Source organism: Pseudomonas sp. NFPP07 (genome assembly GCF_900115645.1).
GTDB lineage: Bacteria > Pseudomonadota > Gammaproteobacteria > Pseudomonadales > Pseudomonadaceae > Aquipseudomonas > Aquipseudomonas chlororaphis.
Map to the genome: position 1 here is coordinate 51306 of NZ_FOXG01000001.1, position 26127 is coordinate 77432.

A 26127-nucleotide genomic window follows, 5' to 3' on the forward strand; every position below is an offset into this window, starting at 1 on the left:
ATGCCAGCCATACAGTCCCAGCTCGATCCCCACGGCCCGCAGTTCCAGCAGAACCGCGAAGCGATGCTGGCCGGCATCGCGCAGATCCGCCAGCTGGAACAGAACCTGCTGGCCAAGGCCGCCGAGGCCAAGGCGAAATTCGAAAAGCGCGGGCAACTGCTACCCCGCGAACGCCTCAATCTGCTGCTCGACCCCGGCGCGCCCTTTCTCGAACTGGCGAGCCTGGCCGGCTACAAGCTGCACGACGACAAGGATGGCAGCCAGGCCGGTGGCGGATTGATCGCCGGCATCGGCTACGTCAGTGGCGTGCGGGTGCTGGTGGTGGCCAATAACAGTGCGATCAAGGGCGGCACCATCTCCCCCAGCGGCCTGAAAAAATCCCTGCGCCTGCAGCAGATCGCCATGGAAAACAAACTGCCGGTGGTGACCCTGGCCGAGAGCGGCGGCGCCAACCTCAATTACGCGGCGGAGATTTTCGTCGAAGGCGCGCGCAGTTTCGCCAACCAGGCGCGCATGTCGGCCATGGGCCTGCCGCAGATCACCGTGGTCCACGGCTCGGCCACCGCCGGCGGGGCCTACCAGCCGGGGCTGTCGGATTACGTGGTGGTGGTGCGCGGCAAGGCCAAGCTGTTTCTCGCCGGCCCGCCATTGCTCAAGGCCGCCACCGGCGAGGTGGCCACCGATGAAGAACTGGGCGGCGCCGAGATGCATGCGCAGGTGGCCGGCACCGCCGAATACCTGGCGGAAAACGACGGCGACGGTGTGCGCATCGTGCGGGAAATTCTCAACGCCCTGCCGTGGAATGCCCGGCTGCCGCTGCAGCTACCCCGGCCTTATGCGGAGCCGCTGTACCCGATCGACGAGCTGCTGGGGCTGATTCCCGACGACCCGAAAAAGCCTTACGACGCCCGGGAAATCATCGCGCGCATTGCCGACGGCTCGAACTTCCTCGAATTCAAGGGCGAGTTCGACCAGCAGACCCTTTGCGGCCATGTGCAGATCCAGGGGCGTCCTTGCGGATTTATCGGCAATAACGGGCCGATCACCCCGAAAGGTGCGAGCAAGGCCGCGCAGTTCATTCAGTTGTGCGACCAGAGCGGCACCCCGCTGCTGTTTTTCCACAACACCACCGGTTTCATGGTCGGCACCGAGTCGGAGCAGCAGGGCGTGATCAAGCACGGTTCCAAGCTGATCCAGGCAGTGGCCAATGCCCGGGTGCCGAAGCTGACGATCGTGGTCGGCGGCTCCTACGGCGCCGGCAACTACGCCATGTGCGGCCGCGGTCTGGACCCGCGCTTCATCTTCGCCTGGCCCAACAGCCGCACCGCGGTGATGGGCGGCGCCCAGGCCGGCAAGGTGCTGCGCATCGTCACCGAGGCCAAGCACGCCAAGCAGGGCCAGGCGGCCGATCCGCAGATGCTGGATATGCTGGAACAGGTCACGGCGCAGAAACTCGACAGCCAGTCCACGGCTTTGTATGGCAGTGCCAACCTGTGGGACGACGGGCTGATCGACCCACGGGATACCCGCACCCTGCTGGGTTATCTGCTGGATATCTGCCACGAGGCGCAGGTTCGCCCATTGCAGCCCAACAGCTTCGGCGTCGCACGCTTCTGACCTGTAGCCGCTGCCGCAGGCTGCGATAAGGCCCGAAGGGTCTTCGAGGGCCTCAAGGGCACGTCCCCTGCGGGGCCGATCGCAGCCTGCGGCAGCGGCTACAGGGACAGCGAGCAGTTCCGCAACGGCGGTGTTTTCGGCCTGCGGCAGTGGCTACAGGGAAAACAAGGTTCAGGGATTGCGTCACTCAACTTGAGGAGAACAATAAAAATGATCTTCACCCAGGAACATGAAGAACTGCGGCGCACGGTGCGCAATTTTGTCGAGCGCGAGATCAACCCGCATGTCGAGGAATGGGAAAAGGCCGGGCGCTTTCCTATCCACGAGATTTTCCGCAAGGCCGGCGAACTGGGCCTGCTGGGTATCTCCAAGCCGGAGAAGTTCGGCGGCATGGGCCTGGACTACAGCTATTCGATCGTCGCCGCCGAAGAGTTCGGCACCATCCATTGCGGCGGCATCCCGATGTCCATCGGCGTGCAGACCGACATGTGCACCCCGGCCCTGGCGCGTTTCGGCTCCGACGAGTTGCGCGAGGAGTTCCTGCGCCCGGCCATCAGCGGGGAAATGGTCGGCTGCATCGGTGTCTCCGAAGTCGGTGCCGGCTCCGACGTGGCCGGGCTCAAGACCACCGCGCGCAAGGACGGCGACGACTATGTGATCAACGGCAGCAAGATGTGGATCACCAACTCCCCCAGTGCCGACTTCATCTGCCTGCTGGCCAACACCTCGGACGACAAGCCCCACGTCAACAAGTCGCTGATCATGGTGCCGATGAACAGCCCCGGCATCAGCCTCAGCCCGCACCTGGACAAGCTCGGCATGCGCAGTTCGGAAACCGCCCAGGTGTTTTTCGATAACGTGCGCGTGCCCCAGCGCTATCGCATCGGCCACGAAGGCGCGGGTTTCATGATGCAGATGCTGCAATTCCAGGAAGAGCGGCTGTTCGGCGCGGCCAACATGATCAAGGGCCTGGAGTACTGCGTCGACAGCACCATCGAGTACTGCAAGGAGCGCAAGACCTTCGGCAGCGCGCTGATCGACAATCAGGTGATCCACTTCCGCCTGGCCGAGCTGTCCACCGAAATCGAATGCCTGCGGGCCCTGGTGTACCAAGCCACCGAGCAATACGTGCGCGGCCAGGACGTCACCCGCCTGGCGTCCATGGCCAAGCTCAAGGCCGGGCGCCTGGGCCGCGAAGTCAGCGACAGTTGCCTGCAATACTGGGGCGGCATGGGCTTCATGTGGGACAACCCGGTGGCCCGCGCCTACCGCGACGTGCGCCTGGTTTCGATCGGCGGCGGCGCCGACGAAATCATGCTGGGCATCATCTGCAAACTCATGGGCATCCTGCCGGGGAAAAGAAAATGAGTCGCCTGCCCGCCTGCGAAACCCTGCTGCTGGCGCCCCGTGGCGGCGTCCTGCACATCACCCTCGATCGCCCGGACAGCCGTAACGCCATGAGCCTGCACATGGTCGCCGAACTGCGCGCGGTGCTGGCGGCGGTACGCGATGACCGCGGCATTCGCGCCCTGGTCCTGAGGGGCGCCGGCGGGCACTTCTGCGCCGGCGGCGACCTGAAAGACATGGCCAGTGCCCGTGCCCAGGGCGCCAGTGCCTATCAGGAACTGAACCGGGCGTTCGGCACACTGCTCGAAGAAGCCCAGCACATCCCGCAGGTGCTGATCGTGCTGCTGCAGGGCGCGGTGTTGGGTGGCGGCTTCGGCCTGGCCTGTGTCAGCGATATCGCCATCGCCGATCATCAGGCGCAGTTCGGCATGCCGGAAACCAGCCTCGGCCTGCTGCCAGCGCAGATCGCGCCGTTTGTGGTCAAGCGCATCGGCCTGACCCAGGCCCGTCGGCTGGCCCTGACCGCCGCGCGCTTTGATGGCAACGAAGCCGAGCGGCTGGGCCTGGTGCATTTTGTCGAAGACGGCCCAGAGGCCCTGGCCGAACGCCTCGATGAGGTGCTGGCCCATGTGCTGTGCTGCGCGCCCGAGGCCAACGCCGCGACCAAGGCCCTGTTGCTGGCCAGCGCGGAAGAAGCGCTGGCGCCGCTGCTCGATCGCGCGGCGGAACAGTTTGGCGCCGCCGTCACCGGTGCCGAAGGCATCGAGGGAACCATGGCCTTCGTGCAGAAACGCAAACCGGCGTGGGCCTCATGAGCCCCATCGCGAGCAAGCTCGCTCCTACAGGTCCGTGACTGGCCTACGCCTTTGTAGGCGCGAGCGTGCTCGCGAAATGCCCGACCAAACACCACCGATCTCAGGAAACCACCTCATGCCCGCCTTCAGCAAAATCCTGATCGCCAATCGCGGTGAAATCGCCTGCCGCATCCAGCGCACCGCCCAAGCCCTGGGTTATCGCACCGTGGCGGTGTTCAGCGACGCCGACGCCGATGCGCTGCATGTGCGGATGGCCGACGAGGCGGTGCATATCGGCCCGGCGGCGGTCCAGCAGTCCTACCTGAACAGCCAGGCGATCCTCGATGCGGCCCGGCGCACGGGCGCCGACGCGCTGCATCCCGGCTACGGCTTTCTGTCGGAGAACGCCGAGTTTGCCAGCGCCTGCGAGGCAGCCGGCATCACCTTTATCGGCCCCAGCGCCGAGGCCATCGAACTGATGGGCAGCAAGCGCCTGTCCAAGCTGGCGATGCTCGCGGCGGGCGTGCCCTGCATCGCCGGTTATCAGGGCGCGGAACAGGACGATGCGACCCTGCAACGCGAAGCCGAACGCATCGGCTACCCGCTGATGATCAAGGCCAGCGCCGGTGGTGGCGGACGCGGCATGCGCCTGGTGCAGCGAGCCGACGAGCTGCTGGCCCAGGTGCGTACCGCGCGCTCCGAGGCGCTGCACGCCTTCGGCAGCGACGAGCTGATTCTGGAGCAGGCGCTGATCGAACCGCGGCATGTGGAAATCCAGGTGTTCGGCGACCGCCACGGCCAATTGATCTACCTCGGCGAGCGCGATTGCTCGATCCAGCGCCGTCATCAAAAAGTCGTCGAGGAAGCGCCCTGCCCGGTGATGACCGCCGAGCTGCGCCAGGCCATGGGCGAAGCCGCCCTCAAGGCCGGCCGGGCGGTGAATTATGTCGGCGCCGGCACCGTGGAATTTCTTCTCGATGCACGGGGGCAATTCTACTTTCTGGAAATGAACACCCGGCTGCAGGTCGAACACCCGGCCACCGAAATGATCACCGGCCTGGACCTGGTGGCTCTGCAACTGCAGGTGGCGGCCGGTCAACCGCTGCCACTGCGCCAGGAACAGGTCGAACTCAAGGGCCATGCCATCGAAGTGCGGCTGTATGCCGAGGACCCGGCGCAGGATTTCCTGCCGCAAACCGGCCAGGTACGGCGCTGGGAACCGGCGCTGGGTGCCGATGTGCGTATCGATCACGGCCTGCTGGAAGGCCAGAGCGTCAGCCCGTTCTATGACCCCATGCTGGGCAAGCTCATCGCCCACGGCACCACCCGCGAAGAAGCGCGTCGCAAGCTGTTGCGCGCGGTCGAGGACACGGTGCTGACGGGCGTGGCGAGCAACCAGAAGCTGTTGGCGAACCTGCTTCGCCATCCCGGTTTTGCCAGCGGCGAATTCAGCACCGCCTTTATCGCCGAACATTTCGCCGACGATCCAAGCCTGCGCCCGCAACCGCCAAGCGGCACCGAACTGGCCCTGGCCGCGGCACTGTTTTATCAGCACGCGGCCCAGCCTCACGGCGCGGCGCTGGCCGGCTGGCGCAACAACGCCAGTGTGCCGCTGCACTATCGCCTGGGCTCGGGTGAAACCCTGTGGAACCTTGAACTGAATAACCAGGCCGGAACGCTGCGGATTCAACACGCCGACCAAGGCTTCGAGGTACAGCTGCTGGAGACGGATGGCCGCTGGGCCTGCGCGACCATCGACGGTATCCGCCGCCGCTACGCCTACACCCTGGAAGCCGGGCAGCTCTGGCTGTTCACCCGTCCTGGCAGCCTGCACCTTCACGACCTGAGCCACGCACCGGTCGCCAGCCAGGCCGGCGCCCACAGCGGCATGCTCAAAGCGCCCATGGACGGCGCCATAGTCGACGTACTGGTCAGCGAGGGCGCGACCGTCAGCAAGGGGCAACTGCTGCTGGTGCTGGAGGCGATGAAAATGGAGCATCCGCTGAAGGCCGGGATCGATGGCGTGATCAAGCGGCTGCAGGTCAACCTGGGCGATCAGGTGAAAAACCGCCAGATTCTGCTGGAGGTGGAATAAGCCGCTAGGCGCAGACGTCGGGTTTGGCTACGCTCAAGCCTCATCGGGATGTTGAAGCTGGAGCCTGTGATGCCCCACTGGTTGGTAATTGATCTGGAAGCCACCACGGACGAAGGAGGCTGGCCGGTGACCGACATGGAAATCATCGAGATCGGCGCCACCCTGGTGAACCGCGAAGGGCGTGAACTGGATCATTTCCAACGCTTCGTGCGCCCGCTGCGGCGGCCGATGCTGACGCCGTTCTGCCGTGAACTGACCCACATCACCCAGGCCCAGATCGACGGCGCCCAGCCGTTGAGCGAAGTCTGGCCGCTGTTCGAACGCTGGCTGGGCCAGCATCACACACGCCTGGAGGGCTGGGCCAGCTGGGGCGACTACGATCGCAAGCAGCTGCTGCAGGAGTGGCAACGCTCGCAACTGCACAGCGCCCTCGCCCAACTGCCGCACATGAACCTCAAGCAACGCTTCGCCAAGGCCCGCCGCCTCGAACGACCGCTGGGCCTGAACGGCGCGCTGCAACTGGCCGGACTGCAGTTCACCGGCCAGCAGCATCGCGCCCTGGAAGATGCCCGCAATACGGCGCGTTTATTGCCTCTGATTCTTCCCGGCTGATCCGTCCGCGCAACAGGTGACGCATCTGAAGGCCTTGTGCATACTGGCCGGCCTTTTTGACCCCTTTTTGAGGAATCGCCCATGTTTAAAGTCAACGAGTACTTCGACGGCACCGTCAAGTCGATTGCCTTCGGCACGGCCGAAGGTCCAGCCACTATCGGCGTCATGGCTCCGGGCGAATACGAGTTCGGCACGGCTCAACGGGAAATCATGCACGTGGTTTCCGGCGCCCTGACCGTCAAGCTGCCTGACAGCAACGACTGGGAAACCTTTGCCGCCGGCAGCCAGTTCAACGTACCGGCCAACAGCAAGTTCCAGCTGAAAGTGGCCGTCGACACCGCCTACCTGTGCGAATACCGCGGCTGATCCCTCCGGGAGCTGATCCTCGGCGATAAAAAAATGCCCGTATCTGACGATACGGGCATTTTTCGTTTCTACACCACCGACTATTCCAGCACGGTGACCGGCATACCGACCTCCAGCCGGCCGATGCCATCGTTCACCAGATTCTGCCCGAACATCGCCCCGCCTTCTTGCGCCCGGTACTGCTGCAGCGTGGCCAGCGGTTCACGGTCGGCGCTGCGCTCGCCAGTCTGCGGATCGATGGTGGTGAGGATGCAACGCGCACAAGGCTTGACCACCCGAAACTCGATATCGCCGATGCGGATGCGCTTCCAGCCATCTTCGGCGAAGGCCGGGCAGCCCTCGATCACCAGGTTCGGGCGAAAGCGCAGCATTTCCAGGGGACGGCCGACACGACTGGACAGGTCTTCCCGGGAGGACTCGCCAATCAGCAACAGCGGAAAACCGTCGGCAAAGGCCACCTGATCGTCATCCTTGCCGTAACCGGCCTGAGTGGTGCGCGCACGCTCCGGGGGGACCTGTACCAGGCGGGTCGGCTTGCCGATGAAGTCGCTCAGCCAGGCATGGGCTTCGTCGCCGGCATCCGGTACGCGCAGGGTATCGCGCCAGATGGTCACGCCACGTAACGGGGCATCCGCACCAGGCAGTGGCACATCGAGGGATGGGTAGCCGGGAGCACTGAGGGTCAGCCCTCCCTCGGCGTTCCAGAGCGCCGAAAGCTGGCTCATATGCGGGACCGCGCGTTGGGTCAGGAAGCGTCCGCTGGGCTCATCGACCAGCATCCAACGTCGATCTCCCTCCAGCCCCAGCCTGTCCAGCGCGACCTGTTGCAGGGACTCGCCCTTGCCGGATTTCAAGGGGTATCGATAAAGCGCGCTGAGACGCATGGCCAGCTCCCGGGTAGCAAAAAAAGCAACCTTATACGAGCCGGCCCGCGAATCAAAGAAGCACCTGCCGCACAGACGTCGCTCCGGCCAATGCTCCCGTCAGGCGGGAACTTCGTCCAGCATCAGGCGCTGGCGCACCACGTCGACCAGTTTGTCCGGCTGGAACTTGGACAGGAAGTTGTCGCAACCGACCTTCTTCACCATCGACTCGTTGAAGCTGCCGGACAGGGAGGTATGCAGCACCACGTAAAGGCCGCGCAGACGAGGATCGTTGCGGATTTCGGTGGTCAGGCGATAGCCGTCCATTTCCGGCATTTCGGCGTCGGTGAACACCATCAGCAGCTTGTCGGTCATGTCGACCCCGGTATCGGCCCAGGCCTTGAGCATCTTCAGGGCCTTCAGGCCGTCGCTGGCAATGTGCATCTTCACCCCCAGCTGGCCCAGGGTGTCGCGCAATTGCGACAGCGCCACGTTGGAGTCGTCCACCAACAGCACTTCACGGCCGCGGGCACGCTCGAGCACCGGATCGTCGAGCTTGTCGCGCGAGACCTTGGCGTTGTAGGGAACGATTTCGGCCAGGACCTTTTCCACGTCGATGATCTCGACCAGTTGATCGTCGACCTTGCTGATCGCCGTCAGGTAATGCTGGCGCCCGGCACTGGTCGGCGGCGGCAGGATGGCTTCCCAGTTCATGTTGACGATGCGGTCGACGCCTCCCACCAGGAAGGCCTGCACCGAGCGGTTGTACTCGGTGACGATGATGGTGCTGTTGGGACCCGGCACCAGAGGCCGCATGCCGATCGCCTGGGACAGGTCGATGACCGGCAGCGTCTGCCCCCGCAGGTTGACCACGCCACAGACGAACGGATGGCGCTGGGGCATCAGCGTCAGCTTTGGCAATTGCAGGACTTCCTGCACCTTGAACACGTTGATCGCGAACAACTGTCGCCCGGCCAGACGAAACATGAGGATTTCCAGGCGATTCTCACCCACCAGTTGCGTGCGTTGATCTACCGTGTCGAGAATGCCGGCCATGTAATGACTCCTGGGCTTGTTCTGATGAATTCACTAACGCGGGTTATCGGCGCGATTCGCCGAATCTTGACCTGCGTACAAAATGCCATGCAAAGGCATTGATGTCACATTAACATCATGCTTTACTGACTTCGCGATTTCATCCGCCCAAGCTCCCGCCGCGACCTCGTTTTCAGCACTTGGTTCCCCTTTATAAGGGAATCCCCTACCGGCAATCAGGACCAACCTGATATTCGCAATATCCAATAGCCATTAATGTGACGCCATTCTCATTGCATGAATGGAGTCAGGCTTTTGTTTGTGATCGCAGGAAGATGGGCTGGTGCCCCTTCGAGCCCCCCCGCCTCCGCTGTCCAAGCGTGGCCGACACACCGTGCTCGGCAGTCTGTCGCCTGCGGACTAAACACCAGCACAGCATCTTCGTCCATTGAGAACCAATCAGATTCGTCCTATATCCCACGGCATAACCGACGTAATACCTTACAGCCGCTCACAAAACGGACCATTCCATCATCTGACGTGGCGTCGTGGAGACAAGCATGCTGATCGACGATAAAGAGTGGCACCAGTCACCCGACTTTCTGCTTGAGGCAGAAGCACTATTGGCCAAGTCTGTTGAATGCCTGAACCATCTCAACCTGATCAGGAACGATCAGGACGCCATCGATTGCATGTTGTCCACTCTGCTCAAGCTTGCCGAGAAAACCGACGCGCTGGCGCTGCGCAGCACCGCCGAATTCTCGCGCCAGGTTCATGCGTTGCTGGATCACTCCCATCCTCATCCGGACATGAACGAGCAGATCCTCGACACTCTCGGGGAGTGCTTCAGCCTGATGGCCTGGCAGCTTGAACTCGTCGATCCGGTGACCGGGCAACTGAACCTCGATGGCAACGAACAGGCCACTCTCATCGAATCCCTCGCCGTGCAAATCGACCCTTTGCCCGCCCCCCTGTCCTGCCACCAAAATTCGTTCAAAGTTTTTTCGATCGCCAAGAGAAACGCATAGACCCTGTCGTTAATACCTAACTTCAGTCGTTAGATATGTCGTGACATTGACCAGCATCATGTCGTTATCCAATATTTCATGCCTGTTAACGACAGAACCAACTAAGACAACTAAATAAAACCAATCCCGAGACTTCAAGTGCTCTGAATCTCGCCTACCCGTTCGCGCAAGGCCAGATACAGTCACTGTTTGAGCGGAGCCAGTTAAAACAAGCGAATCGGAACATACGTCCCAAAAGGCAATATTCCTGACCCGCTGGACATATATAGAGGCGCGACCAACGGTAGCTAAGCTGATACTATGCCAGCCACTAAACGACATCCTTAATGGCACTGTGATTTCAGATTGATCTTGTTACACACCTGATCAGTGCAAGGCTTGCTCCCAACGAATAGACCGCGTTAATTGAAGCCGCATACTCAAACAATACCGTATTCCAAACCGGGGCCCGTCAGTCGACTTGACCGGTCTCCCCGCAGCGAACATTCATTGGCTCCATCCGCTATGTACGCCAGCCTCAAGTCAACTGCCACCAGACTTCTCTCTCGAATAAACCTGCGCTGGCTCAACCTGTTGCTGTGCTCATGCTCGGCACTTGGAAGTCTGGCTGTCTATTGCCTGTCGACGACCTTTCCCCTCAGCCTGCTGATCCTGAATCTGGTGGCCCTGGCCAGTGTCTGGGCCTATTACGGCGATTCGCGCAAATCGATCAAGTTCCAGCCTCAGGAACTGGCGGATCGCTTGCTGGAAGTCCAGGAAAACGAGCGCCATCGCCTCAGTCGTGAATTGCATGATGATATTGGTCAGCTGTTGACTGCCGCCAAGCTGCAAAGCGAATGGCTCAAGCGCCGCCTGCCCGAAGACCTGCAACAGCATTGCACGACGCTTCAAAGCACATTGGAAGAAACCCTGGCCAAGGTGCGCGATGTATCGGCCATTCTCAATCCCCGGCAATTGGCCAGCCTGGGCCTGGAAGCCAGCCTGCGGGCACACTTGCTGAAGACCCTGGAAAACACTTCCGTGCACTGGAGCCTGGAATGCAAGCAACGCCTGGCAGGCATCCCCGAGGAGATGGCGGTGGCCGCCTTTCGTATCACTCAAGAAGCCGTCACCAACATGCTGCGTCACGCCCAGGCGGATAACCTGCTGGTACGACTGCAACGCCTGCCCGAGGGCCTTTCGCTGTTTATCAGCGATGATGGCCGTGGCTTTTCCCCGGCGACCAATCCAGGCGCGCAAGGACAACGCGGCATGGCGGGCATGGCGGAAAGAATCGCGCAACTGGGTGGCACCCTGAAGGTTTCCAGCCAGCCCGACCAGGGCACACAAATCGAAGCACTCTTCCCCTGGGCGCCTCGCGCACTCGAACGGGCCAGTACGAATAAGGTTTTACATTGACCTGCAATTTACTTCTGGTGGATGACCACTCGCTCATCAGGGCTGGCGTGCGTGCCCTGGTCATGGACATTCCTGGCTATGCCGTGATCGGTGAAGCCAACGATGGCGCACAAGTACTGGAAATGGTCGAGAGGCTGTCGCCGGACATTATCCTGCTGGATATTTCCATGAAGGATATCGGCGGCCTTGAAGCCCTGAAGAGACTCAAGGTGGTGCACCCGCAGAGCAAAGTACTGATTCTCTCGATGCACACCGATCCGGCGCTGATCATGCAGGCCCTGGAATCCGGTGCTCATGGTTATCTGCTCAAGGACACCACCGCCAACGAGCTCGAGCACGCGCTCGACGCCTTGCGCAACAACGAGCGTTATCTCAGCCCGGCCATTGCCCACACGGTGATCAACCAGGCGCTGATCCGCGTGCAGAAGCCCCATCCGGAACCCGTTGAAACCCATAACCTGACCGCACGCCAGCTGGAGATCCTGCGCCTGATCGTTCGCGGCAAATCGACCCGCGAAATCGCTCATGGGCTGGGCCTGAGCATCAAGACCGTGGAAACCCACCGCTCGCAGATCATGAAACGCCTGCAGATCTATGATGTGGCCGGTCTGGTCCTGTTTGCCGTCCGCGAACAGATCATCAGCCTCGACGATTAAGACGCCGAAGCCGCCAACAGCGGGGAGTCTTCCGGCAAATGCACCCGCAATGCCCCTGGGAGCGCGCGAAAACGCAGGTTTTCGCCTTGCAGGGGCTCACCGTCGAGATTGATATCCAGCCCCTCGGACACCTTGATTTCAACCCAGGGCAGGCGCGTGCGCACAAACAGGTTGTCGATTCCCCAGCCGCCGGCCAGCAGGTCCTTCAAGGTGCCCACCAGCTCCTGGGGGGCCGGCAGGATACTGACATCCAGCAATCCGTCATCGGCCATCGCCTCAGGGCACAGCAGATGCCCACCACCGGCCTGGCGCCCGTTGCCGATCCCCAGGGCCAGCAACTCGCCGCGCCAATGGAAATCCGGCCCCTGCAGTTCACCGTATGCCGCATGCAGTTCGTTGAAACGGGACAAACCAGTGAACAGATAGGCCGCCCCCCCCAGAATCTTTTTCAGGTCCTCGGAGGTATTGGCCGTCACCTGGCTGCCGAACCCGCCCGTGGCCATGTTGAGAAATACCTGGCCACCGACCTCGCCGAGGTCGATCGCCCGTGCCGGCACGTCGAGCAGGTTCAATGCCTCATGGGGCAGCAACGACACGCCAGCCGCCCGCGCGAAATCATTGGCCGTGCCCAGCGGCAGCAACACCAGGCTGGCATCGTGGGCCTGCGCCGCCATGGCCTCGGCGATATCACGCAAAGTGCCATCACCGCCTCCCGCGATCAGGCGGGTGTAACCGGCCACGAGGGCTTCATCCACCAGGCGCTGGGCGTCGCCCGCTTCCCATGTCAGGCGGACCGCCAGCTCCCAACCCTCTTCACGCTTGCGCTCGACAGCCGCGCGGACCTCTTCGTTGAGGGCCTGCTTGCCGTGCAGTATCAGCATCGCCTTGCGTTCGCTCATCGCTCATCACTCCTGTCATTCGAGGGCCATTGAAGGATGTTGACCCTCAGCCCATGAGAAAAAGTCCGATCGGGATGTAATCAATTTGTCCCCGTCAGGCCGTCTGCTGGCTGACCGGTAACTTTTCTGACCGCAGATTGAGAATCACCTGAATTGACCCGAAACAGACAATCGGAGAATGTTCATGGCAGGCGAACGACGCCTCAAACAGGGAAGCGAAACACATGGATGACAAGAAATGCTTTGAACGCTCGAACTCCGCGCTCACTCGACTGGAAGGGAGCATCCTGCTCAGTACAGGCAAACACCCGGAACTGAGTGTCCATCAAGTACATACCCGTGACCCCGAGCATAAGCCCGACAGCAAGCTTCATGCCTTGCTCAAGAAGCTCGCGTGGGTGTTGGCCTATGCCGGATTTATATCGGCACTGCTGTCCTGGGGACTGAACAGCCGTTTTGGCTTGCTGATCCTTTTACTCCTGCGTTGATGGGTGGGGCTCTGGAGGATGGACCCGGCGCTGCCGATCAGGTCCACCTCCCCTGGAGTCAGCCCAGGACTTCACTCAATGGGATGAAGTTGACCCAATCGCCCTCAACCAGCGTTCGCTCTTCCAGTACCTCGACCAGCCCCTCGGCCCAAGCGGCACTGCGCAAGACCCCGGAACTCTGGTTCCGATAGATGATTGCCCTGCCCTGTTCCAGGCGCCCACGCAGATACTCTCGGCGGTTCCCCGGCTTCGGCCAGGCAAACCCGGCTGGAACCTGGAACTGCAAGGGCTGCAGCTCCTTCACTCCCTGGCGCCGCAAAATATAGGGGCGGGCCAGCAAGGCAAAGGTCACCAGTGTCGAGGCCGGGTTACCGGGCAGGCCGATCACCGGCACACCGCGGAAATGCCCGAAGGTCAACGGTTTGCCCGGCTTGATCGCCAGCTTCCAGAGGGCCAGCTCGCCCTCTTCTCTTAAGGCGATGCCCAGGAAATCCGCCTCGCCCACCGATACACCGCCGGTGGACAGGATCAGATCCACATCCGCCAGCTCGGCAAGGCGATGCCGGGTCGTGGGCAGATCGTCGGGCAGGATGCCGCCGTCGATCACCTCACAGCCCAGACGCTGCAACCAACTGCACAGCAGGACACGGTTGCTGTTGTAGATCTGCCCGGGACCCAGCGCTTGCCCGGGCTCTACCAGCTCGTCGCCGGTGGAGAGCACGGCGACCCGCACTCGACGCACCACCTCCAGTTCCGCGCAACCCAAGGAAGCAGCGAGCCCCAGCTCGATCGGCCCCAGCTGCGTTCCGGCCACCAATACACACTCGCCGACCGTGGTTTCCTGGCCTTGGGGACGAATGTTCTGCCCGGCGCTGAGCGGCTCGGTAAAGGACACCCGCCCATCGGTCTGAACCTCGGCGTTCTCCTGCATTTCCACGCAGTCGGCTCCCGCCGGGACCGGCGCCCCGGTGAAGATGCGTGCGCAGGTACCGGGCGCCAAAGGCTCGGGCGCCTGGCCGGCGAAAATGCGCTGGCTGACTACAAGGGCCTCACCACGCCAATCCGCGGCACGCAAGGCATAACCGTCCATGGCGCTGTTGGGCCAGGGCGGAAGATCCAGGGTAGAAACCAAATCGTCGGCCAAGACCCGGCCTTGAGCCGCCGCCAGCGGCAGCCGCTCGCGCTCGAGAATGGGAGTAGCCTCGGCCATCTCCAGCAAACGGGCCAATGCGACCTCGACCGGCATCAAGGCGCCGGTCTTGCCCGGCTTACCCACGGGATTCACAAGGCGCCGCCTGTTTCAGGTGCGTGACGAAATTACACGGCCGGTGCCGCGAATCCAGCTGCTCGGCGAGGATGCCGTCCCAACCGGTACGCACCGCGTTGGTCGAGCCCGGCAGGCAGCACACCAGCGTGCCGTTGGCCAGCCCGGCCAGGGCCCGGGACTGCACGGTGGAAGTGCCGATGTCGGCGACCGAGATCTGGCGGAACAACTCGCCAAAGCCGTCGACCTGTTTGTCGAGCAGGCAAGACACGGCTTCCGGGGTGCTGTCGCGGCCGGTGAAACCGGTGCCGCCGGTGATCAGCACCACCTGGACCAGGTCGTCGGCGATCCAGGTCGCCACTTGTGCGCGAATCTTGTAGAGATCGTCCTTGAGCAGGACGCGCGCGGCCAGGTTATGGCCTGCAGCGCTCAGGCGATCGACGAAGACCTGGCCGGAGGTATCGGTCTCCAGGGTCCGGGTATCACTGACAGTCAGCACCGCGATGTTCAGGGGTGCAAAAGGTACATCAGCCTTGGCTTTCATAGGCTCGATCCAGTTGTAGGAGAAACAGCCCGGTGTTATATCACAGCGCTCTCTTTGCCCGCCCCTGTGGAGACGTGCCATGACCCAGCGCGCAGATTTGCTGCCCTGCTCCATTCTGCTCCTGGCCGGTGGACGCGGCCAACGCATGGGCGGAAGGGACAAGGGGTTGCCCTGCGACGTGCCGCGCATCGATGCGCAACTGATCGACGCCATGCGACAAAGCGCCGCCCTGCATCCGGACAAACCGCTGATGTTGCGCCATGGCGAGCACTGGGAACCCTTGCTGTGTATCATTCCGCGCACGCTGCTCGGCACCTTCGACGGAGCCTGGCAGAACGGTGAGCGCAGCCCCGGACGTATCATGCGCGGGCTGGATGCTCAGGCCCTGCAATGTCCGGCAAACGATCCCCGATTGGCTAATCTGAATACACCAGAGCTGTTAAGCCAGCAGCACGGCGTGTCAGAATGCCCTTAACTCAAGGAACTTGCAGGCGTTGCATACGTCTCAAGCACAGCAACTAAAAGTATTCATCTCGGAGACACATAATGATTCAGCGGACTCTCGCCACTCTCATGCTTGCACTGGGCCTTGCCACTCTCGCCGGTTGCGCATCGCCTACTGTGATCACCCTGAATGACGGTCGCGAAATCCAGGCCGTCGATACGCCGAAATACGATGAGGATTCCGGTTTCTACGAGTTCGAACAACTGGACGGCAAACAAACCCGCATCAACAAGGATCAGGTTCGTACGGTAAAAGAGCTGTAATCCATACCGTTACTGCCTTGAACGATAAAGCCCGCTTTCGCGGGCTTTATCGTTTCTGGCAACAGCAAGCAGTGGCCTGGATTACCACTGCAAGGTGATCCGACTCTCGAACTCGCGCTCCTCCCCTGTCAGCGGGTCGGTAAAACGCAGCCCCTGGGCCAGCAGCTTGAGCGGCTTGGCGTAATCGTCCTCCACATCCTTGAGCGCATCGGGATAAAACGGGTCGTTGCAGATCGCCGCCCCCAGCGCACTCATGTGCACCCGCAACTGGTGCTTTTTGCCGGTCACCGGATACAGCCCATAACGCCAGAGGTCACCGTTCTTTTCCCGGACCTCCAGTGCCGTTTCCGTATTAGGCGTACCAGGCCCTTCCTGCATGCGGAAAAAGGGCTCGCCATCGACCAGGCGGCTTTTATGCACCCGCGGGAACTCAAGACCGGGCAAGGCCGGTGCGATGGCCTCGTAGCGCTTGTCGATCCTGCGCGTCGGGAACAGCGACTGATAGGCCGAGCGACTTTGCGGATTGGCCGAAAACAACACCAGGCCCGCCGTATGCCGGTCGATGCGATGCAGAGGCACCAGGTGGGGATTGTCCAGGCTGCGGATCAGGCGGCGCAGCAAGGTTTGCTCGACATATTCCCCCGCCGGGGTGACCGGCAGGAAATGCGGCTTGTCCGCCACCACCAGGTGCTCATCGACGTAGAGGATCGACTCCTGCACCGGGATGATCTTTTCGTCGGGCACTTCGCGAAAATAATGAATGCGCAGGCCTTCGCGGTACGCCAGGTCGACACCGATCGGTAGTCCCTGTCCATCGAGCACCCGGCCGCGGGCGATCCGGCTCAGCCACTGCTCGCGGCTGATGGTGCTGAAATGGTCACACAGGCAATCCAGTACGGTTGGCCATGAACCGGGGGGCAGGTACAGGGTGCTGGCCTGATGCTGTGCGGCAAAAAAAGGTACGGAAGACATACAAAAGCTCGAGCGGACAATGCAGAGCGACATTATCCAACATGGGTCCCGGGGAGCCTAGGAGAGTTTCCCCCTCCGGAACCTGCGACTAAGCCCGGGCCACGCCGGCTTGCGCGGCGGCATCGGTGAACTCCTTCAGCCAGCGCAGCACATCGACCGCCTCCCAGCGGGCCGGGTCATACAGCGCATACAACAACCCCTGATACCCCACCACGTCCAGTTGCCGGTGATAACCCGCACGCTGGAACAGGGCTTCGATTTCCGCGAAACAGGTATTGAAATGCAGCTTGTTGAACGGTGTCTTGCCTTCCGTGACCAGGCCGTCCAGGCGCAGCTCGAGTACCGCTTCGCGCACCACATCGGCAGACATGCGGTTCACACTGCTCTTCAATTGTTCGACATTGACCATCATCAGTCCTTCTACCCTCTCATTCATCCACTGAGCACACGCCCTGCGCCTCGATATCAGCCACGGCCGACATAACTGACCACCCACAACACCACGCCCCAGATTTGCGCCGAGTCCCGATCGTCCAGGGGGATCGGTGCAACCGAAGGTCGCGCCGCCTTGAGCAGCAGCCCACCCTTGGGATCGGGCGCCAGCAGGCGCACGCCATAGGCGTCTTCGCCATCGAGATGGGCCACCACGTACTGATCCACCGCCGGGGCCGCCGAACGATCGACGATCAGCCGGTCGCCGGGATAGATCCCGAAGCCCAGCAGACTGTCGTCATCCACCAGCACCGCACGGATCTGCGGCGCTCCGAGCCCCACAGTGCGATCCAGGGAAAAACCGCCTTCGAACGTGAGCCCGGCGGCAAACCCGTCGTGCCCTGCATGCTCGGGCGACAGGTGCTGCAAACGCTCGGCGCGGGCGAGGATTGTGAGAGACATGACGAACCATCCCGATAACTGTACGCATATACAGTAACCGAATAATCGGGATCCCGCCAAGGGATTGCAGCGCAGGCGACAAACGGAAAGGGTCGTGCCAGCGACAGCCGGCTCAGCGCAGGAAGGCCACCACCTGCTCGGCATCGAACGGCCAGCCCAGCTCGGCGCCGTTGTCCACCCGGCGCAGGACCGGGATACGCAGGCCATACGCCTCGAACAGGGTTTCGTTTTCCGCGATATCCACCAGCTCGACCATCAGCCCGTGCTCCACCAGCGGCATCAACTCCGCCTCGGCGAGTTCGCACAGGTGGCAGCCCAGGGTGCCGAACAGCTGACATTCAGGAGGCATGACAGACAGACCGAAAAGAGACAGGCGCTTATTCTAGGCTCGCGGGAAAAAGCCGTCGACCGATGAACGCAATACCCTGCGGCCAACAATGGCCATCGTCGAGCATTCTGCCAAACAGCTGATGCAGGTCAGCGCCGCCAACTTGCGGTTGAGCGACCCTCGCGGCTTTTTTTGCCTCTACGCTCTGTCATTACAACCCGCCGCCCGGAGATGTCTGTGTTCGCCAATCTGTTGATCATCCTTGCTTCATCCCTGGTGGTGATTGCCCTGTTCCGCCGCCTGCGCCTGCCGCCCGTGCTGGGCTACCTGTGCGTGGGCCTGCTGGTGGGGCCGACCGCCTTCGGCTGGGTCAACGACAACGAAAACCTGCCTGACCTGGCGGAGTTGGGGGTAGTGTTCCTGCTGTTTTCCCTGGGACTGGAGTTTTCCGTCTCGAAAATGCTGGCCCTGCGCCAGGTGGTATTCGGCCTGGGCAGCCTGCAAGTGCTGTGCAGCGGCGCCGTCCTTGGCGGCCTGCTGATTCTCGCCGGCGTACCGCTGATCCCGGCGCTGCTGCTCGGTGCGGGCCTGGCGCTGTCCTCCACCGCCATCGTCAGCAAGGAGCTAGGCAGCCTCGGGGAAATCTTCAGCAGCCACGGGCAGAATGCGATCGGCGTGTTGCTGTTCCAGGACGTGGTGGCCGTGCTGTTGCTGACCCTGGTGCCGGTATTCGCCGGCGACACCGAACAGGCCTGGTACTGGGCCCTGCCCCTGACGCTGGGCAAGACCGCCCTGCTGTTCATCGGCCTGGCGCTGGCCAGCCGCTGGCTGCTGCCACGGCTGTTCCACGAGGTGGCCGCCTCCCATTCCGCCGAGCTGTTCGTGCTGCTGGCCCTGGTCATCGTCCTGCTGACCGCCTGGCTGACCCACCTGCTCGGCCTGTCCCCCGCCCTTGGTGCGTTCCTCGCCGGCATGCTGCTGGGGGAAAGCCGTTACCGGCACCAGATCGAGGCCGATATCCGGCCGTTCCGCGACATTCTGCTGGGGCTGTTTTTCGTCAGCATCGGCATGCTGATCGACCTGCAATTGTTCGCTAGCCATGCCCTGCTGGTCCTCGGCCTGACCCTGGCCCTGATGCTGATCAAGGGCGCCGTGGTGGCACTGTTGCTCAAGCTGCGCGGCAGCGACGGCGAGACGGCCTGGCGCAGTGGCCTGGCCCTGGCCCAGGGCGGCGAGTTCTGTTTTGCGCTGATGGCGCAGATGCAGCAGAGCCAGTTGATGCCGGCCGAGCTGAGCGGCCTGCTGCTGGCCGCGACCTTCTGTTCGATGCTGCTGACGCCCCTGCTGCTGCGCGCCGCCCCGGGCATTGCCGCGCGCCTGCACCGCAAGCCGAACCAGGAGGCCCACCTGGAAGAAATCAGCGCCCTCAACGCCGCATTGCAGGACCATGTGGTGATCTGTGGATATGGCCGCGTCGGCCAGTCGATCGGCCGTTTCCTGCGCCGCGAACAGCAACGTTTCATTGCCCTGGACGACGACCCGGTGCGGGTCCAGGAAGCCGCGGCCGGCGAAAGCTGCGTGCATTACGGCGACTCCCGCCGCGCCGAGCTGCTGGCGGCGGTCGGCCTCGAACGCGCGCGGCTGCTGGTGATTGCCGTGGACAAGACCGACATCGCCCTCAACGTGCTGAAAAGCGCGCGCCGGATCAACAGCGACGTGCCGATCCTGGTGCGCACCCGGGACGACAGCCAACTGGCCGAACTGAAAGCCGCCGGCGCCAGCGAAGTGGTGCCGGAGCTGCTGGAGTCAAGCCTGATGCTGGCGTCCCATGCGCTGGTGATGCTCGGGCTGCCGGAACACCAGGTACAGATCAAGGTCGATGAAGTCCGCCACAACCGCTATCGCCTGCTGCATGGTTTCTACCATGGCGCGCAGACCGACCTGCTGGACAATCGCGGCCAGCCGCGGGTGCTGATGCATGCGGTCAATCTCGGCAGCGCGGCCCACGCCTGCGACCTGGCCCTCGGCGAGCTGGCGCTGGAGCAATTGGGCGTGGATGTGCAAGGCGTGCAGCGCGATGGCCGCGACCTGGAGCTGGCCGCCGGCACCCTGCTGCGAGCCGGCGATACGGTGTTGATGTCCGGCCCGCTGGCGGCCATCGAAGCGTCGGAGGCGCGCCTGCTCGGCGGCCAATGATCAGCGGCAAGCAGCCCTCGCCGGGGACTCCAGCCAGGGCCGCATGGGCTCAGTCCTGGCTGACCGCGCCGATCTTGTGCAGCGACAGGTCGGCGCCGTAATACTCCTGCTCCTGGGTCAGGCGCAGGCCGCAGAGCGCCTTGATCGCGCCGTACACCATAAAGCCGCCGACCAGCGCCACCAGCACGCCCAGGCCGGTACCGATCAACTGGCTGACCAGGCTGACACCGCCCAGGCCACCCAAGGCGCTCTGGCCGAAGACCCCGCAGGCGATACCGCCCCACACGCCGCACAGCCCGTGCAGTGGCCAGACACCCAGCACATCGTCGATCTTCCAACGGGTCTGGGTGGCGATAAAGCACCAGACGAACAGCGCGCCGGCAATCGCCCCGGTGATCAGCGCGCCCACCGAGTGCATCAGGTCGGAGCCGGCGCAGATCGCCACCAGCCCGGCCAGCGGGCCGTTGTGCAGGAAGCCCGGGTCGTTGCGCCCGACGATCAGCGCCGCCACGGTGCCGCCGACCATGGCCATCAGCGAATTCACCGCCACCAGCCCGCTGACCGCCTGCAGGGTCTGCGCGCTCATCACGTTGAAGCCGAACCAGCCGACAATCAGGATCCACGACCCCAAGGCCAGGAACGGGATGCTCGACGGCGCGAACGCCACCAGCTTGCCGTCGCGATAACGACCGTTGCGCGGCCCGAGCAACAGCACCGCGGCCAGCGCCAGCCAGCCGCCCATGGCATGCACCACCACCGAGCCGGCGAAATCATGGAAGCCCGCGCCAGAGTTCTCCTGCAACCAGGCTTGCAGGCCATAGTTGCCGTTCCACACCAGGCCTTCGAAGAAGGGATAGATAAAGGCCACGATCAGCGCCGTGGCGCAGAGCTGCGGGACGAACCGCGCACGCTCGGCGATGCCGCCGGAAATGATCGCCGGGATGGCCGCGGCGAACGTCAGCAGGAAGAAGAACTTCACCAACCCGTAGCCGTGATCGGCACTGATCACCGCCGCCGGTTGCAGGAAGCTGACGCCATAGGAGATCCAATAGCCTATAAAGAAATAGGCCAGGGTCGAGACCGCAAAGTCGCTGAGGATCTTCGACAAGGCGTTGACCTGGTTTTTCTGGCGCACCGTGCCCACCTCGAGAAAGGCGAAGCCGGCATGCATGGCCAGGACCATGACCGCACCGATGAGGATGAACAGGGTATTGGAACCATGGACCAGAGTGTCCACAGCGCTTTGCAGATTTTCCATGGAATGGGCAGACCTGATATTCAGGAAAAAGCCACGAGCCGCTCGAACGCTTTTTTGCACCAACTTGGCACCGAAGGTCCTGTCGACCCAGGTATTACGACCCATTTTGGCGCGACGCTTTTGCGAGAGGGATGTATCGCTCGGGGTGTTTCCATAAGTGTTGATTTTTTAGGGTAAGGTTTTAGCTGCCAGGCACCGCATCCTGCGCGCTTTCGGCGCAACCACCCGTGTTTACGCACCAGGACAAAGCAAAAGCTGTACCAGACAATTGCACTGAACCTTCGCGCAAGGCTCATACTCGAACCCTTCAGAACGCCACTACGGAGATAACCATGGCCAGCAAAACCACCAAGACAGCTCAAGAAACACTGATGGCGGACTTTCAGGCACTGGTCAGTGACACGGAACGTCTGCTGGAACACACCGCCACCCTGGCTGGCGACCAGGCAGACCAATTACGCACGCAGATTCACGACAGCCTGCTGCGCGCCCGCGAGACCCTGCAACTGACTGAACAATCGCTGCGCGAACGCGGCCAGGCGGCGGTCACCGCCACCGAAGACTATGTGCAGAGCAACCCCTGGCAAGCAGTGGGCATCGCGGCGGGCGTGGGCTTTCTGATCGGCCTGCTGGCGACCCGGCGCTGATATGGCTATCGGTGAATCCGGCTCCACGGCGGGCCAAGGCTCTTCAACGCGGCGCCTGGGCGCTGCTTTCCTGGGTTTGTTGCACAGCCACGTCGAACTGTTCGGCATCGAGTTGCAGGAACAGAAAGCCAGAACCGTCAGCCTGCTGCTGTTCGCCGGGCTGGCCCTGGTGTTCGCCCTGCTGTTGTTGATAGGCCTGTCGGCGCTGGTGCTGATCCTGTTCTGGGACACCTATCGCCTGACCGCCATCATCGGGCTGTGCGTCTTCTATACGCTGGCGGCGCTGTTCTGCGCCCTGCGCCTGAAGGCGGCGATTTTCGACGAGTCCTCGCCCTTCCACGCCACCCTTGAAGAGCTGGCCAACGACAGGGAGCGCCTGCTGCCATGAGCCTGCCTGACATCCCGCAAACCAACTCCCGGCGCGAGATGCGCAAGGCGCTGATCCGCCTGCGCATGGAAATGCACCGCCAGGAAATCCGCCACGAATCCCAACAGTTGCTGCAACCTTTGCAGCGGGTCCGGGGCCTTGGCCAGAGCTGGCAACAGGGCTTGGGCATCAAGCACGCGCCGTTGTGGGGCGTGGCTGCCGTGACCCTGTTGGGGTTTCTCACCGGCAAAGGCGCCAAGAGCGGCAGCGTCAGAAGCTTCGCCCGGCTGGTGCGGCTCAGCGCCGGCCTGTTGCCGCTGATCAAGCTGGTCATGCAAGGTTCTTCGAACAAGCACTGAGCCGCCATCTGGCTGCATTCTTGCAATCATTCCCGCAATAGCTGCGCACCCGGCCTCTCCCACGAGAGGTCGGGTCGTGCCTGCCTGTTGCGTCGGCGCAGCGCCAGGATCAACAAGATCAACCAAGGAGGCCCCGTGATCGACGGGCAACCGCTTGCCTGCTTTCAACCCTTCATCGACACCGCCACCGGCCGTATTGCCGGTGTCGAAGCCCTGGGCCGCCTGCGCCAACCGAACGGCCAGCTGCTGTCGGTCGGCCCATTGTTCAACGATCCCCGGACCTCCTCGAGCGCCCTGCGGCGGCTCGACCGGCTGATTCGCGCCGACGCCCTGAGCCGCCTGCATGAAGCGCCCGCCGACTGGTTCCTGAGCATCAACATCTCGCCCCGCTGGATCAGCCGCCTGCGCGCCGGCCAGCCCTTGCCGAGCCTCAGGCAATTGCAGCAACAGGGCGTCGATCCGCGGCGCGTGGTCTTCGAAATCACCGAACTGAGCGGCAACAGCCAGCGCCTGAGCGAAGTGGTGGCGCGCTACCGCGAAGCCGGTGTGCGGATCGCCATCGACGACTTCGGCGCCGGTTACTCCCAGCTCGACCGGGTGCTGGCCCTGCAACCGGACATTCTCAAGCTCGACATGCGCCTGTTCCAGGCCGCGGCCCGTGGCGGGCCCAGCAGCGACGTGGTCAAGGCCCTGGCGCAGATGGCCGAGAAAACCGGCTGCTGGATTATCGCCGAGGGGGTCGAGAGCGAAACCGAACTCAACTTCGCCCTGGAATGCGGCTCGCGCTATGTCCAGGGCTTCCTGTTTGCCCGGGCCGAGCAGGCGTTCTTCGCCAGCGATGCTTTCGTCGCGCCTTTTGCCCGGGTACGCCAGCGCTATGTGCAACAGAAACTGACCGAGCGCGGACGCCTGATGCAGATGCGCCAACAACTCGCGGAGCTGATGGCCCTGCTGCAGGACTGGGCCCAGGCCCGGGCCCCGATCGAACGGTTGCCCCAGCTGGATGCCTTTCCCTGGTTGCTGCGCTTCTATCAATGCGATCGCCACGGCACCCAGCTGACGCCGAACCTGGAATGGCGCCACGACCGCTGGCAGGCCGACCACAGCTACGTCGGCCACAACTGGTCGTGGCGCCCGTACTTCTACCACCTGCTGGCCGAGGGCTGGGACGAGCGGCGGCTGACCCTGTCGAACACCTACCGCGACGCCACCAGCAACCAGTACTGCCTGACCGCCGGGCAGTTCTTCGACAATGGCCAGCGCCTGCTGTTGATCGATATCGATGCCGCGGGGCTTTAGGGTCTGTACGAAAAGTCGGCGAGCGAAGGTCAGGCAAGGCAAAAACAGGCGAGGAACGGCCGGGGTCGCGTTCGACTTTAGGGGCCTAAATGAGCATTCCGATCGGACTCGCGCACGAGCCTGTTTCTGCGTAACGCCGCAGGCGTCTAGCGCGCAGCATGGCCCGCGTAGCGCCGAAGGCGCCCAGCGCGCAGCCACTTTTCGTACAGAGCCTAGTGGCGTGCGTGGTCGGCCCCGTTATTCAACCTGTTCCCCTTGCAGGCGCTGGCGCGAACCGGGAAGCTAGCCCATCAGTCATTCGACGGAGAGACCCGCCTTGGATTGGCATACCCTGCTTACCCGCGAACGCCTCGGAAAGCCGCTGCACAGCTCTGAAGAACTGGGCCGCAGCCCCTTCCACAAGGATCACGACCGCATCATCTTCTCCGGTGCCTTCCGCCGCCTGGGCCGCAAGACCCAGGTGCACCCGGTGTCCAGCAACGACCATATCCACACGCGCCTGACCCATTCCCTGGAAGTCAGTTGTGTTGGTCGCTCCCTGGGCATGCGGGTCGGCGAGACCATTCGCGACGCCCTGCCCGAGTGGTGCGAACCCAGCGACCTGGGGATGGTGGTGCAATCGGCCTGCCTGGCCCACGACATCGGCAACCCGCCGTTCGGCCACTCCGGCGAAGACGCGATCCGCCACTGGTTCCAGCAGGCCGCCGGACGCGGCTGGCTGGACGCCATGCACGAAAACGAGCGCAACGACTTCCTCAACTTCGAAGGCAATGCCCAGGGGTTCCGGGTGCTGACCCAACTGGAATACCACCAGTTCGACGGCGGCACGCGGCTGACCTACGCCACCCTCGGCACCTACCTGAAGTACCCCTGGACCGCGCGCCACGCCGACTCCCTGGGCTACAAGAAGCACAAGTTCGGCTGCTACCAGAGCGAGTTGCCGTTGCTCGAACAGATCGCCACCAAGCTCGGCCTGCCGCAACTCGAGGAACAACGCTGGGCCCGCCATCCGCTGGTGTACCTGATGGAGGCCGCCGATGACATCTGCTATGCCCTGATCGACCTCGAGGACGGGCTGGAGATGGAGCTGCTCGACTATGCCGAAGTCGAGTCGCTGCTGCTCGGGCTGGTGGGCGACGACCTGCCGGAAACCTATCGCCAGCTCGGCCCGCGGGACTCGCGCCGACGCAAGCTGGCGATCCTGCGCGGCAAGGCCATCGAGCACCTGACCAACGCCGCCGCCCGGGCCTTCGTCGAACAGCAGGACGCCCTGCTCAGCGGCACCCTGCCGGGCGATCTGGTGGAGCACATGCACGGCCCGGCCAAGCGTTGCGTGCTCAATGCCAAGGACATCGCGCGCAAGAAGATTTTCCAGGACAAGCGCAAGACCCTGCACGAGATCGGTGCCTACACCACCCTGGAAATCCTCCTCAATTCGTTCTGCGGCGCCGCGCTGGAACAGCACGGCGGACGCACGCCGTCGTTCAAGAACCGGCGGATTCTCGACCTGCTGGGCAACAACGCGCCGGATCCGAACGGCTCGCTGCATGCCTCCTTCCTGCGCATGATCGACTTCATCGCCGGCATGACCGACAGCTACGCCAGCGAAATGGCCCGGGAAATGACCGGGCGTTCCAGCCCGCAATGACCCGCCGTCGAGCGGCTACCTCGCGTTATCGAGGTGGCCGTTCGAGCGGTTTCTCGTGAGTCGACAACTAAGGAATTCCCCCAGTCTCTTCTCAGGCAGTAACCGGCCACCGCCGTTACTTCAACTTTGAAATCCCGGCCACTTCACACTGTATTGAGAGTGCCGTTCACTTCCAGCAAGTTCGCCAGACGTCATCCAGATCGACAATATTCCACACACCCGCACCCACCTAGAGCACTTGCTCTATAACTAGCGATATTGACCGATACATACAGCCCGATAAGCAAGCCAACTAGGCTGAATTAAACAGATCGTTAACGACACAACCAAACATCCTACCTTTACCTTTCGATACATCTGCCTAGCCTTCAGGCAGAAACCCTTG

The 26127-nt window shown here is 62.8% G+C and carries 28 protein-coding genes; 18 read left to right on the forward strand and 10 right to left on the reverse strand.

Going from position 1 to position 26127, the window contains the following annotated elements; genetic code table 11:
* From atuC to BM019_RS00240, 6 genes are all read left to right on the forward strand, one after another.
* Entirely contained in the window at nt 1–1617 is a 1617-nt protein-coding gene (gene atuC / locus BM019_RS00215; RefSeq protein ID WP_092417351.1) for a geranyl-CoA carboxylase subunit beta, read from the forward strand.
* Between the two features lie 210 nt (nt 1618–1827).
* A complete protein-coding gene (gene atuD, locus BM019_RS00220) occupies nt 1828–2985 on the forward strand; it encodes a citronellyl-CoA dehydrogenase (RefSeq protein ID WP_007930006.1) in 1158 nt (385 codons plus the stop codon).
* A complete protein-coding gene (locus tag BM019_RS00225) occupies nt 2982–3779 on the forward strand; it encodes an enoyl-CoA hydratase/isomerase family protein (protein ID WP_092417352.1) in 798 nt (265 codons plus the stop codon). Before atuD ends, BM019_RS00225 begins: the two co-directional genes overlap by 4 nt.
* 115 nt (nt 3780–3894) lie before the next feature.
* Nucleotides 3895–5853 carry an acetyl/propionyl/methylcrotonyl-CoA carboxylase subunit alpha gene (locus BM019_RS00230; protein ID WP_092417353.1) on the forward strand — a complete coding sequence of 653 codons (1959 nt, stop codon included), beginning with the start codon at nt 3895–3897 and terminating at the stop codon, nt 5851–5853.
* Nucleotides 5854–5922: 69 nt separating this feature from the next.
* On the forward strand, nt 5923–6465 hold the full coding sequence (locus BM019_RS00235; protein WP_009044917.1) for a 3'-5' exonuclease: 543 nt from the start codon (nt 5923–5925) through the stop codon (nt 6463–6465).
* Nucleotides 6466–6546: 81 nt separating this feature from the next.
* Nucleotides 6547–6831 (forward strand): pyrimidine/purine nucleoside phosphorylase, encoded by a 285-nt coding sequence (locus tag BM019_RS00240; RefSeq protein ID WP_007930001.1) that lies wholly within the window; start codon nt 6547–6549, stop codon nt 6829–6831.
* Between the two features lie 80 nt (nt 6832–6911).
* Here BM019_RS00240 and BM019_RS00245 read toward each other — a convergent pair whose 3' ends face one another.
* Together BM019_RS00245 and BM019_RS00250 are read right to left on the reverse strand one after the other, a co-directional pair.
* The gene (locus BM019_RS00245) at nt 6912–7715 is read right to left on the reverse strand and encodes an MOSC domain-containing protein (RefSeq protein ID WP_062825103.1); all 804 of its coding nucleotides are present in this window, start codon (nt 7713–7715) and stop codon (nt 6912–6914) included.
* A gap of 99 nt (nt 7716–7814) precedes the next feature.
* Entirely contained in the window at nt 7815–8750 is a 936-nt protein-coding gene (locus BM019_RS00250) for a chemotaxis protein CheV (protein WP_009044919.1), read from the reverse strand.
* 539 nt (nt 8751–9289) lie between these two features.
* Between BM019_RS00250 and BM019_RS00255 the strand changes: the two genes are divergently transcribed.
* The 3 genes from BM019_RS00255 to BM019_RS00265 all read left to right on the forward strand — a co-directional run bounded on the left by BM019_RS00255 (nt 9290) and on the right by BM019_RS00265 (nt 11811).
* A complete protein-coding gene (locus BM019_RS00255) occupies nt 9290–9757 on the forward strand; it encodes a hypothetical protein (protein ID WP_009044920.1) in 468 nt (155 codons plus the stop codon).
* A gap of 504 nt (nt 9758–10261) precedes the next feature.
* The gene (locus BM019_RS00260) at nt 10262–11155 is read left to right on the forward strand and encodes a sensor histidine kinase (protein WP_085531666.1); all 894 of its coding nucleotides are present in this window, start codon (nt 10262–10264) and stop codon (nt 11153–11155) included.
* Nucleotides 11152–11811, forward strand: coding sequence for a response regulator (locus tag BM019_RS00265; RefSeq protein ID WP_009044922.1), 660 nt, complete (start codon nt 11152–11154; stop codon nt 11809–11811). The genes BM019_RS00260 and BM019_RS00265 overlap by 4 nt, the downstream gene beginning before the upstream one ends.
* On the opposite strand, the gene yegS is transcribed toward BM019_RS00265, so the two are convergent.
* Complete coding sequence (gene yegS, locus BM019_RS00270; RefSeq protein WP_092417354.1) at nt 11808–12710, reverse strand: lipid kinase YegS; 903 nt, start codon at nt 12708–12710, stop codon at nt 11808–11810. The two genes, BM019_RS00265 and yegS, sit on opposite strands and share 4 nt — an antisense overlap.
* A gap of 224 nt (nt 12711–12934) precedes the next feature.
* On the opposite strand from yegS, the gene BM019_RS00275 reads away from it, so the two are divergent.
* Nucleotides 12935–13198: a hypothetical protein gene (locus BM019_RS00275; protein ID WP_009044924.1), complete on the forward strand. Its 264-nt coding sequence runs from the start codon at nt 12935–12937 to the stop codon at nt 13196–13198.
* Nucleotides 13199–13256: 58 nt separating this feature from the next.
* On the opposite strand, the gene glp is transcribed toward BM019_RS00275, so the two are convergent.
* Together glp and moaB are read right to left on the reverse strand one after the other, a co-directional pair.
* Entirely contained in the window at nt 13257–14444 is a 1188-nt protein-coding gene (gene glp, locus BM019_RS00280; protein ID WP_175510572.1) for a molybdopterin molybdotransferase MoeA, read from the reverse strand.
* Between the two features lie 22 nt (nt 14445–14466).
* A complete protein-coding gene (moaB, locus tag BM019_RS00285; RefSeq protein ID WP_007923271.1) occupies nt 14467–15006 on the reverse strand; it encodes a molybdenum cofactor biosynthesis protein B in 540 nt (179 codons plus the stop codon).
* A 79-nt stretch (nt 15007–15085) separates the two neighbouring features.
* On the opposite strand from moaB, the gene BM019_RS00290 reads away from it, so the two are divergent.
* Entirely contained in the window at nt 15086–15481 is a 396-nt protein-coding gene (locus BM019_RS00290; protein ID WP_062825099.1) for a glycosyltransferase family protein, read from the forward strand.
* Between the two features lie 71 nt (nt 15482–15552).
* Nucleotides 15553–15774, forward strand: coding sequence for a YgdI/YgdR family lipoprotein (locus tag BM019_RS00295; protein ID WP_007923269.1), 222 nt, complete (start codon nt 15553–15555; stop codon nt 15772–15774).
* An 81-nt stretch (nt 15775–15855) separates the two neighbouring features.
* Here BM019_RS00295 and BM019_RS00300 read toward each other — a convergent pair whose 3' ends face one another.
* The 4 genes from BM019_RS00300 to BM019_RS00315 form a co-directional block, all read right to left on the reverse strand.
* Nucleotides 15856–16746 carry a pseudouridine synthase gene (locus tag BM019_RS00300; RefSeq protein WP_009044927.1) on the reverse strand — a complete coding sequence of 297 codons (891 nt, stop codon included), beginning with the start codon at nt 16744–16746 and terminating at the stop codon, nt 15856–15858.
* Between the two features lie 88 nt (nt 16747–16834).
* A complete protein-coding gene (locus tag BM019_RS00305) occupies nt 16835–17155 on the reverse strand; it encodes a hypothetical protein (protein ID WP_007923266.1) in 321 nt (106 codons plus the stop codon).
* A gap of 56 nt (nt 17156–17211) precedes the next feature.
* A complete protein-coding gene (locus tag BM019_RS00310) occupies nt 17212–17640 on the reverse strand; it encodes a S24 family peptidase (RefSeq protein WP_009044928.1) in 429 nt (142 codons plus the stop codon).
* 112 nt (nt 17641–17752) lie between these two features.
* Nucleotides 17753–17989, reverse strand: coding sequence for a glutaredoxin family protein (locus BM019_RS00315; RefSeq protein ID WP_009044929.1), 237 nt, complete (start codon nt 17987–17989; stop codon nt 17753–17755).
* Between the two features lie 216 nt (nt 17990–18205).
* Between BM019_RS00315 and BM019_RS00320 the strand changes: the two genes are divergently transcribed.
* Entirely contained in the window at nt 18206–20164 is a 1959-nt protein-coding gene (locus BM019_RS00320; RefSeq protein ID WP_092417356.1) for a cation:proton antiporter, read from the forward strand.
* Nucleotides 20165–20213: 49 nt separating this feature from the next.
* Here BM019_RS00320 and BM019_RS00325 read toward each other — a convergent pair whose 3' ends face one another.
* Entirely contained in the window at nt 20214–21422 is a 1209-nt protein-coding gene (locus BM019_RS00325) for an ammonium transporter (RefSeq protein ID WP_092417357.1), read from the reverse strand.
* A gap of 332 nt (nt 21423–21754) precedes the next feature.
* Between BM019_RS00325 and BM019_RS00330 the strand changes: the two genes are divergently transcribed.
* From BM019_RS00330 to BM019_RS00350, 5 genes are all read left to right on the forward strand, one after another.
* Nucleotides 21755–22069 carry an ElaB/YgaM/YqjD family protein gene (locus tag BM019_RS00330; protein ID WP_007923257.1) on the forward strand — a complete coding sequence of 105 codons (315 nt, stop codon included), beginning with the start codon at nt 21755–21757 and terminating at the stop codon, nt 22067–22069.
* A gap of 1 nt (nt 22070) precedes the next feature.
* Nucleotides 22071–22457: a phage holin family protein gene (locus tag BM019_RS00335; protein ID WP_009044932.1), complete on the forward strand. Its 387-nt coding sequence runs from the start codon at nt 22071–22073 to the stop codon at nt 22455–22457.
* Nucleotides 22454–22795, forward strand: coding sequence for a hypothetical protein (locus BM019_RS00340; RefSeq protein ID WP_007923255.1), 342 nt, complete (start codon nt 22454–22456; stop codon nt 22793–22795). The genes BM019_RS00335 and BM019_RS00340 overlap by 4 nt, the downstream gene beginning before the upstream one ends.
* Nucleotides 22796–22930: 135 nt before the next feature.
* Nucleotides 22931–24094: an EAL domain-containing protein gene (locus BM019_RS00345; RefSeq protein ID WP_009044933.1), complete on the forward strand. Its 1164-nt coding sequence runs from the start codon at nt 22931–22933 to the stop codon at nt 24092–24094.
* Nucleotides 24095–24410: 316 nt separating this feature from the next.
* Nucleotides 24411–25742, forward strand: a complete 1332-nt coding sequence (locus BM019_RS00350) for a deoxyguanosinetriphosphate triphosphohydrolase (RefSeq protein ID WP_092417358.1) — start codon at nt 24411–24413, stop codon at nt 25740–25742.
* Nucleotides 25743–26127: the final 385 nt, after the last annotated feature.

Bases quoted from the DNA above. Each gene is read 5' to 3' on its own strand.
- BM019_RS00300 (WP_009044927.1), bottom strand. From the start codon at position 16,746: ATGTCTTCCGTACCTTTTTTTGCCGCACAGCATCAGGCCAGCACCCTG.
- BM019_RS00305 (WP_007923266.1), bottom strand. From the start codon at position 17,155: ATGGTCAATGTCGAACAATTGAAGAGCAGTGTGAACCGCATGTCTGCC.
- BM019_RS00315 (WP_009044929.1), bottom strand. From the start codon at position 17,989: ATGCCTCCTGAATGTCAGCTGTTCGGCACCCTGGGCTGCCACCTGTGC.
- BM019_RS00295 (WP_007923269.1), top strand. From the start codon at position 15,553: ATGATTCAGCGGACTCTCGCCACTCTCATGCTTGCACTGGGCCTTGCC.
- BM019_RS00310 (WP_009044928.1), bottom strand. From the start codon at position 17,640: ATGTCTCTCACAATCCTCGCCCGCGCCGAGCGTTTGCAGCACCTGTCG.
- atuC (WP_092417351.1), top strand. From the start codon at position 1: ATGCCAGCCATACAGTCCCAGCTCGATCCCCACGGCCCGCAGTTCCAG.
- moaB (WP_007923271.1), bottom strand. From the start codon at position 15,006: ATGAAAGCCAAGGCTGATGTACCTTTTGCACCCCTGAACATCGCGGTG.
- BM019_RS00325 (WP_092417357.1), bottom strand. From the start codon at position 21,422: ATGGAAAATCTGCAAAGCGCTGTGGACACTCTGGTCCATGGTTCCAAT.
- BM019_RS00250 (WP_009044919.1), bottom strand. From the start codon at position 8,750: ATGGCCGGCATTCTCGACACGGTAGATCAACGCACGCAACTGGTGGGT.
- atuD (WP_007930006.1), top strand. From the start codon at position 1,828: ATGATCTTCACCCAGGAACATGAAGAACTGCGGCGCACGGTGCGCAAT.
- BM019_RS00260 (WP_085531666.1), top strand. From the start codon at position 10,262: ATGTACGCCAGCCTCAAGTCAACTGCCACCAGACTTCTCTCTCGAATA.
- BM019_RS00255 (WP_009044920.1), top strand. From the start codon at position 9,290: ATGCTGATCGACGATAAAGAGTGGCACCAGTCACCCGACTTTCTGCTT.
- BM019_RS00340 (WP_007923255.1), top strand. From the start codon at position 22,454: ATGAGCCTGCCTGACATCCCGCAAACCAACTCCCGGCGCGAGATGCGC.
- BM019_RS00235 (WP_009044917.1), top strand. From the start codon at position 5,923: ATGCCCCACTGGTTGGTAATTGATCTGGAAGCCACCACGGACGAAGGA.
- BM019_RS00230 (WP_092417353.1), top strand. From the start codon at position 3,895: ATGCCCGCCTTCAGCAAAATCCTGATCGCCAATCGCGGTGAAATCGCC.
- BM019_RS00240 (WP_007930001.1), top strand. From the start codon at position 6,547: ATGTTTAAAGTCAACGAGTACTTCGACGGCACCGTCAAGTCGATTGCC.
- BM019_RS00225 (WP_092417352.1), top strand. From the start codon at position 2,982: ATGAGTCGCCTGCCCGCCTGCGAAACCCTGCTGCTGGCGCCCCGTGGC.
- BM019_RS00275 (WP_009044924.1), top strand. From the start codon at position 12,935: ATGGATGACAAGAAATGCTTTGAACGCTCGAACTCCGCGCTCACTCGA.
- BM019_RS00335 (WP_009044932.1), top strand. From the start codon at position 22,071: ATGGCTATCGGTGAATCCGGCTCCACGGCGGGCCAAGGCTCTTCAACG.
- glp (WP_175510572.1), bottom strand. From the start codon at position 14,444: ATGCCGGTCGAGGTCGCATTGGCCCGTTTGCTGGAGATGGCCGAGGCT.
- BM019_RS00290 (WP_062825099.1), top strand. From the start codon at position 15,086: ATGACCCAGCGCGCAGATTTGCTGCCCTGCTCCATTCTGCTCCTGGCC.
- BM019_RS00330 (WP_007923257.1), top strand. From the start codon at position 21,755: ATGGCCAGCAAAACCACCAAGACAGCTCAAGAAACACTGATGGCGGAC.
- yegS (WP_092417354.1), bottom strand. From the start codon at position 12,710: ATGAGCGAACGCAAGGCGATGCTGATACTGCACGGCAAGCAGGCCCTC.
- BM019_RS00245 (WP_062825103.1), bottom strand. From the start codon at position 7,715: ATGCGTCTCAGCGCGCTTTATCGATACCCCTTGAAATCCGGCAAGGGC.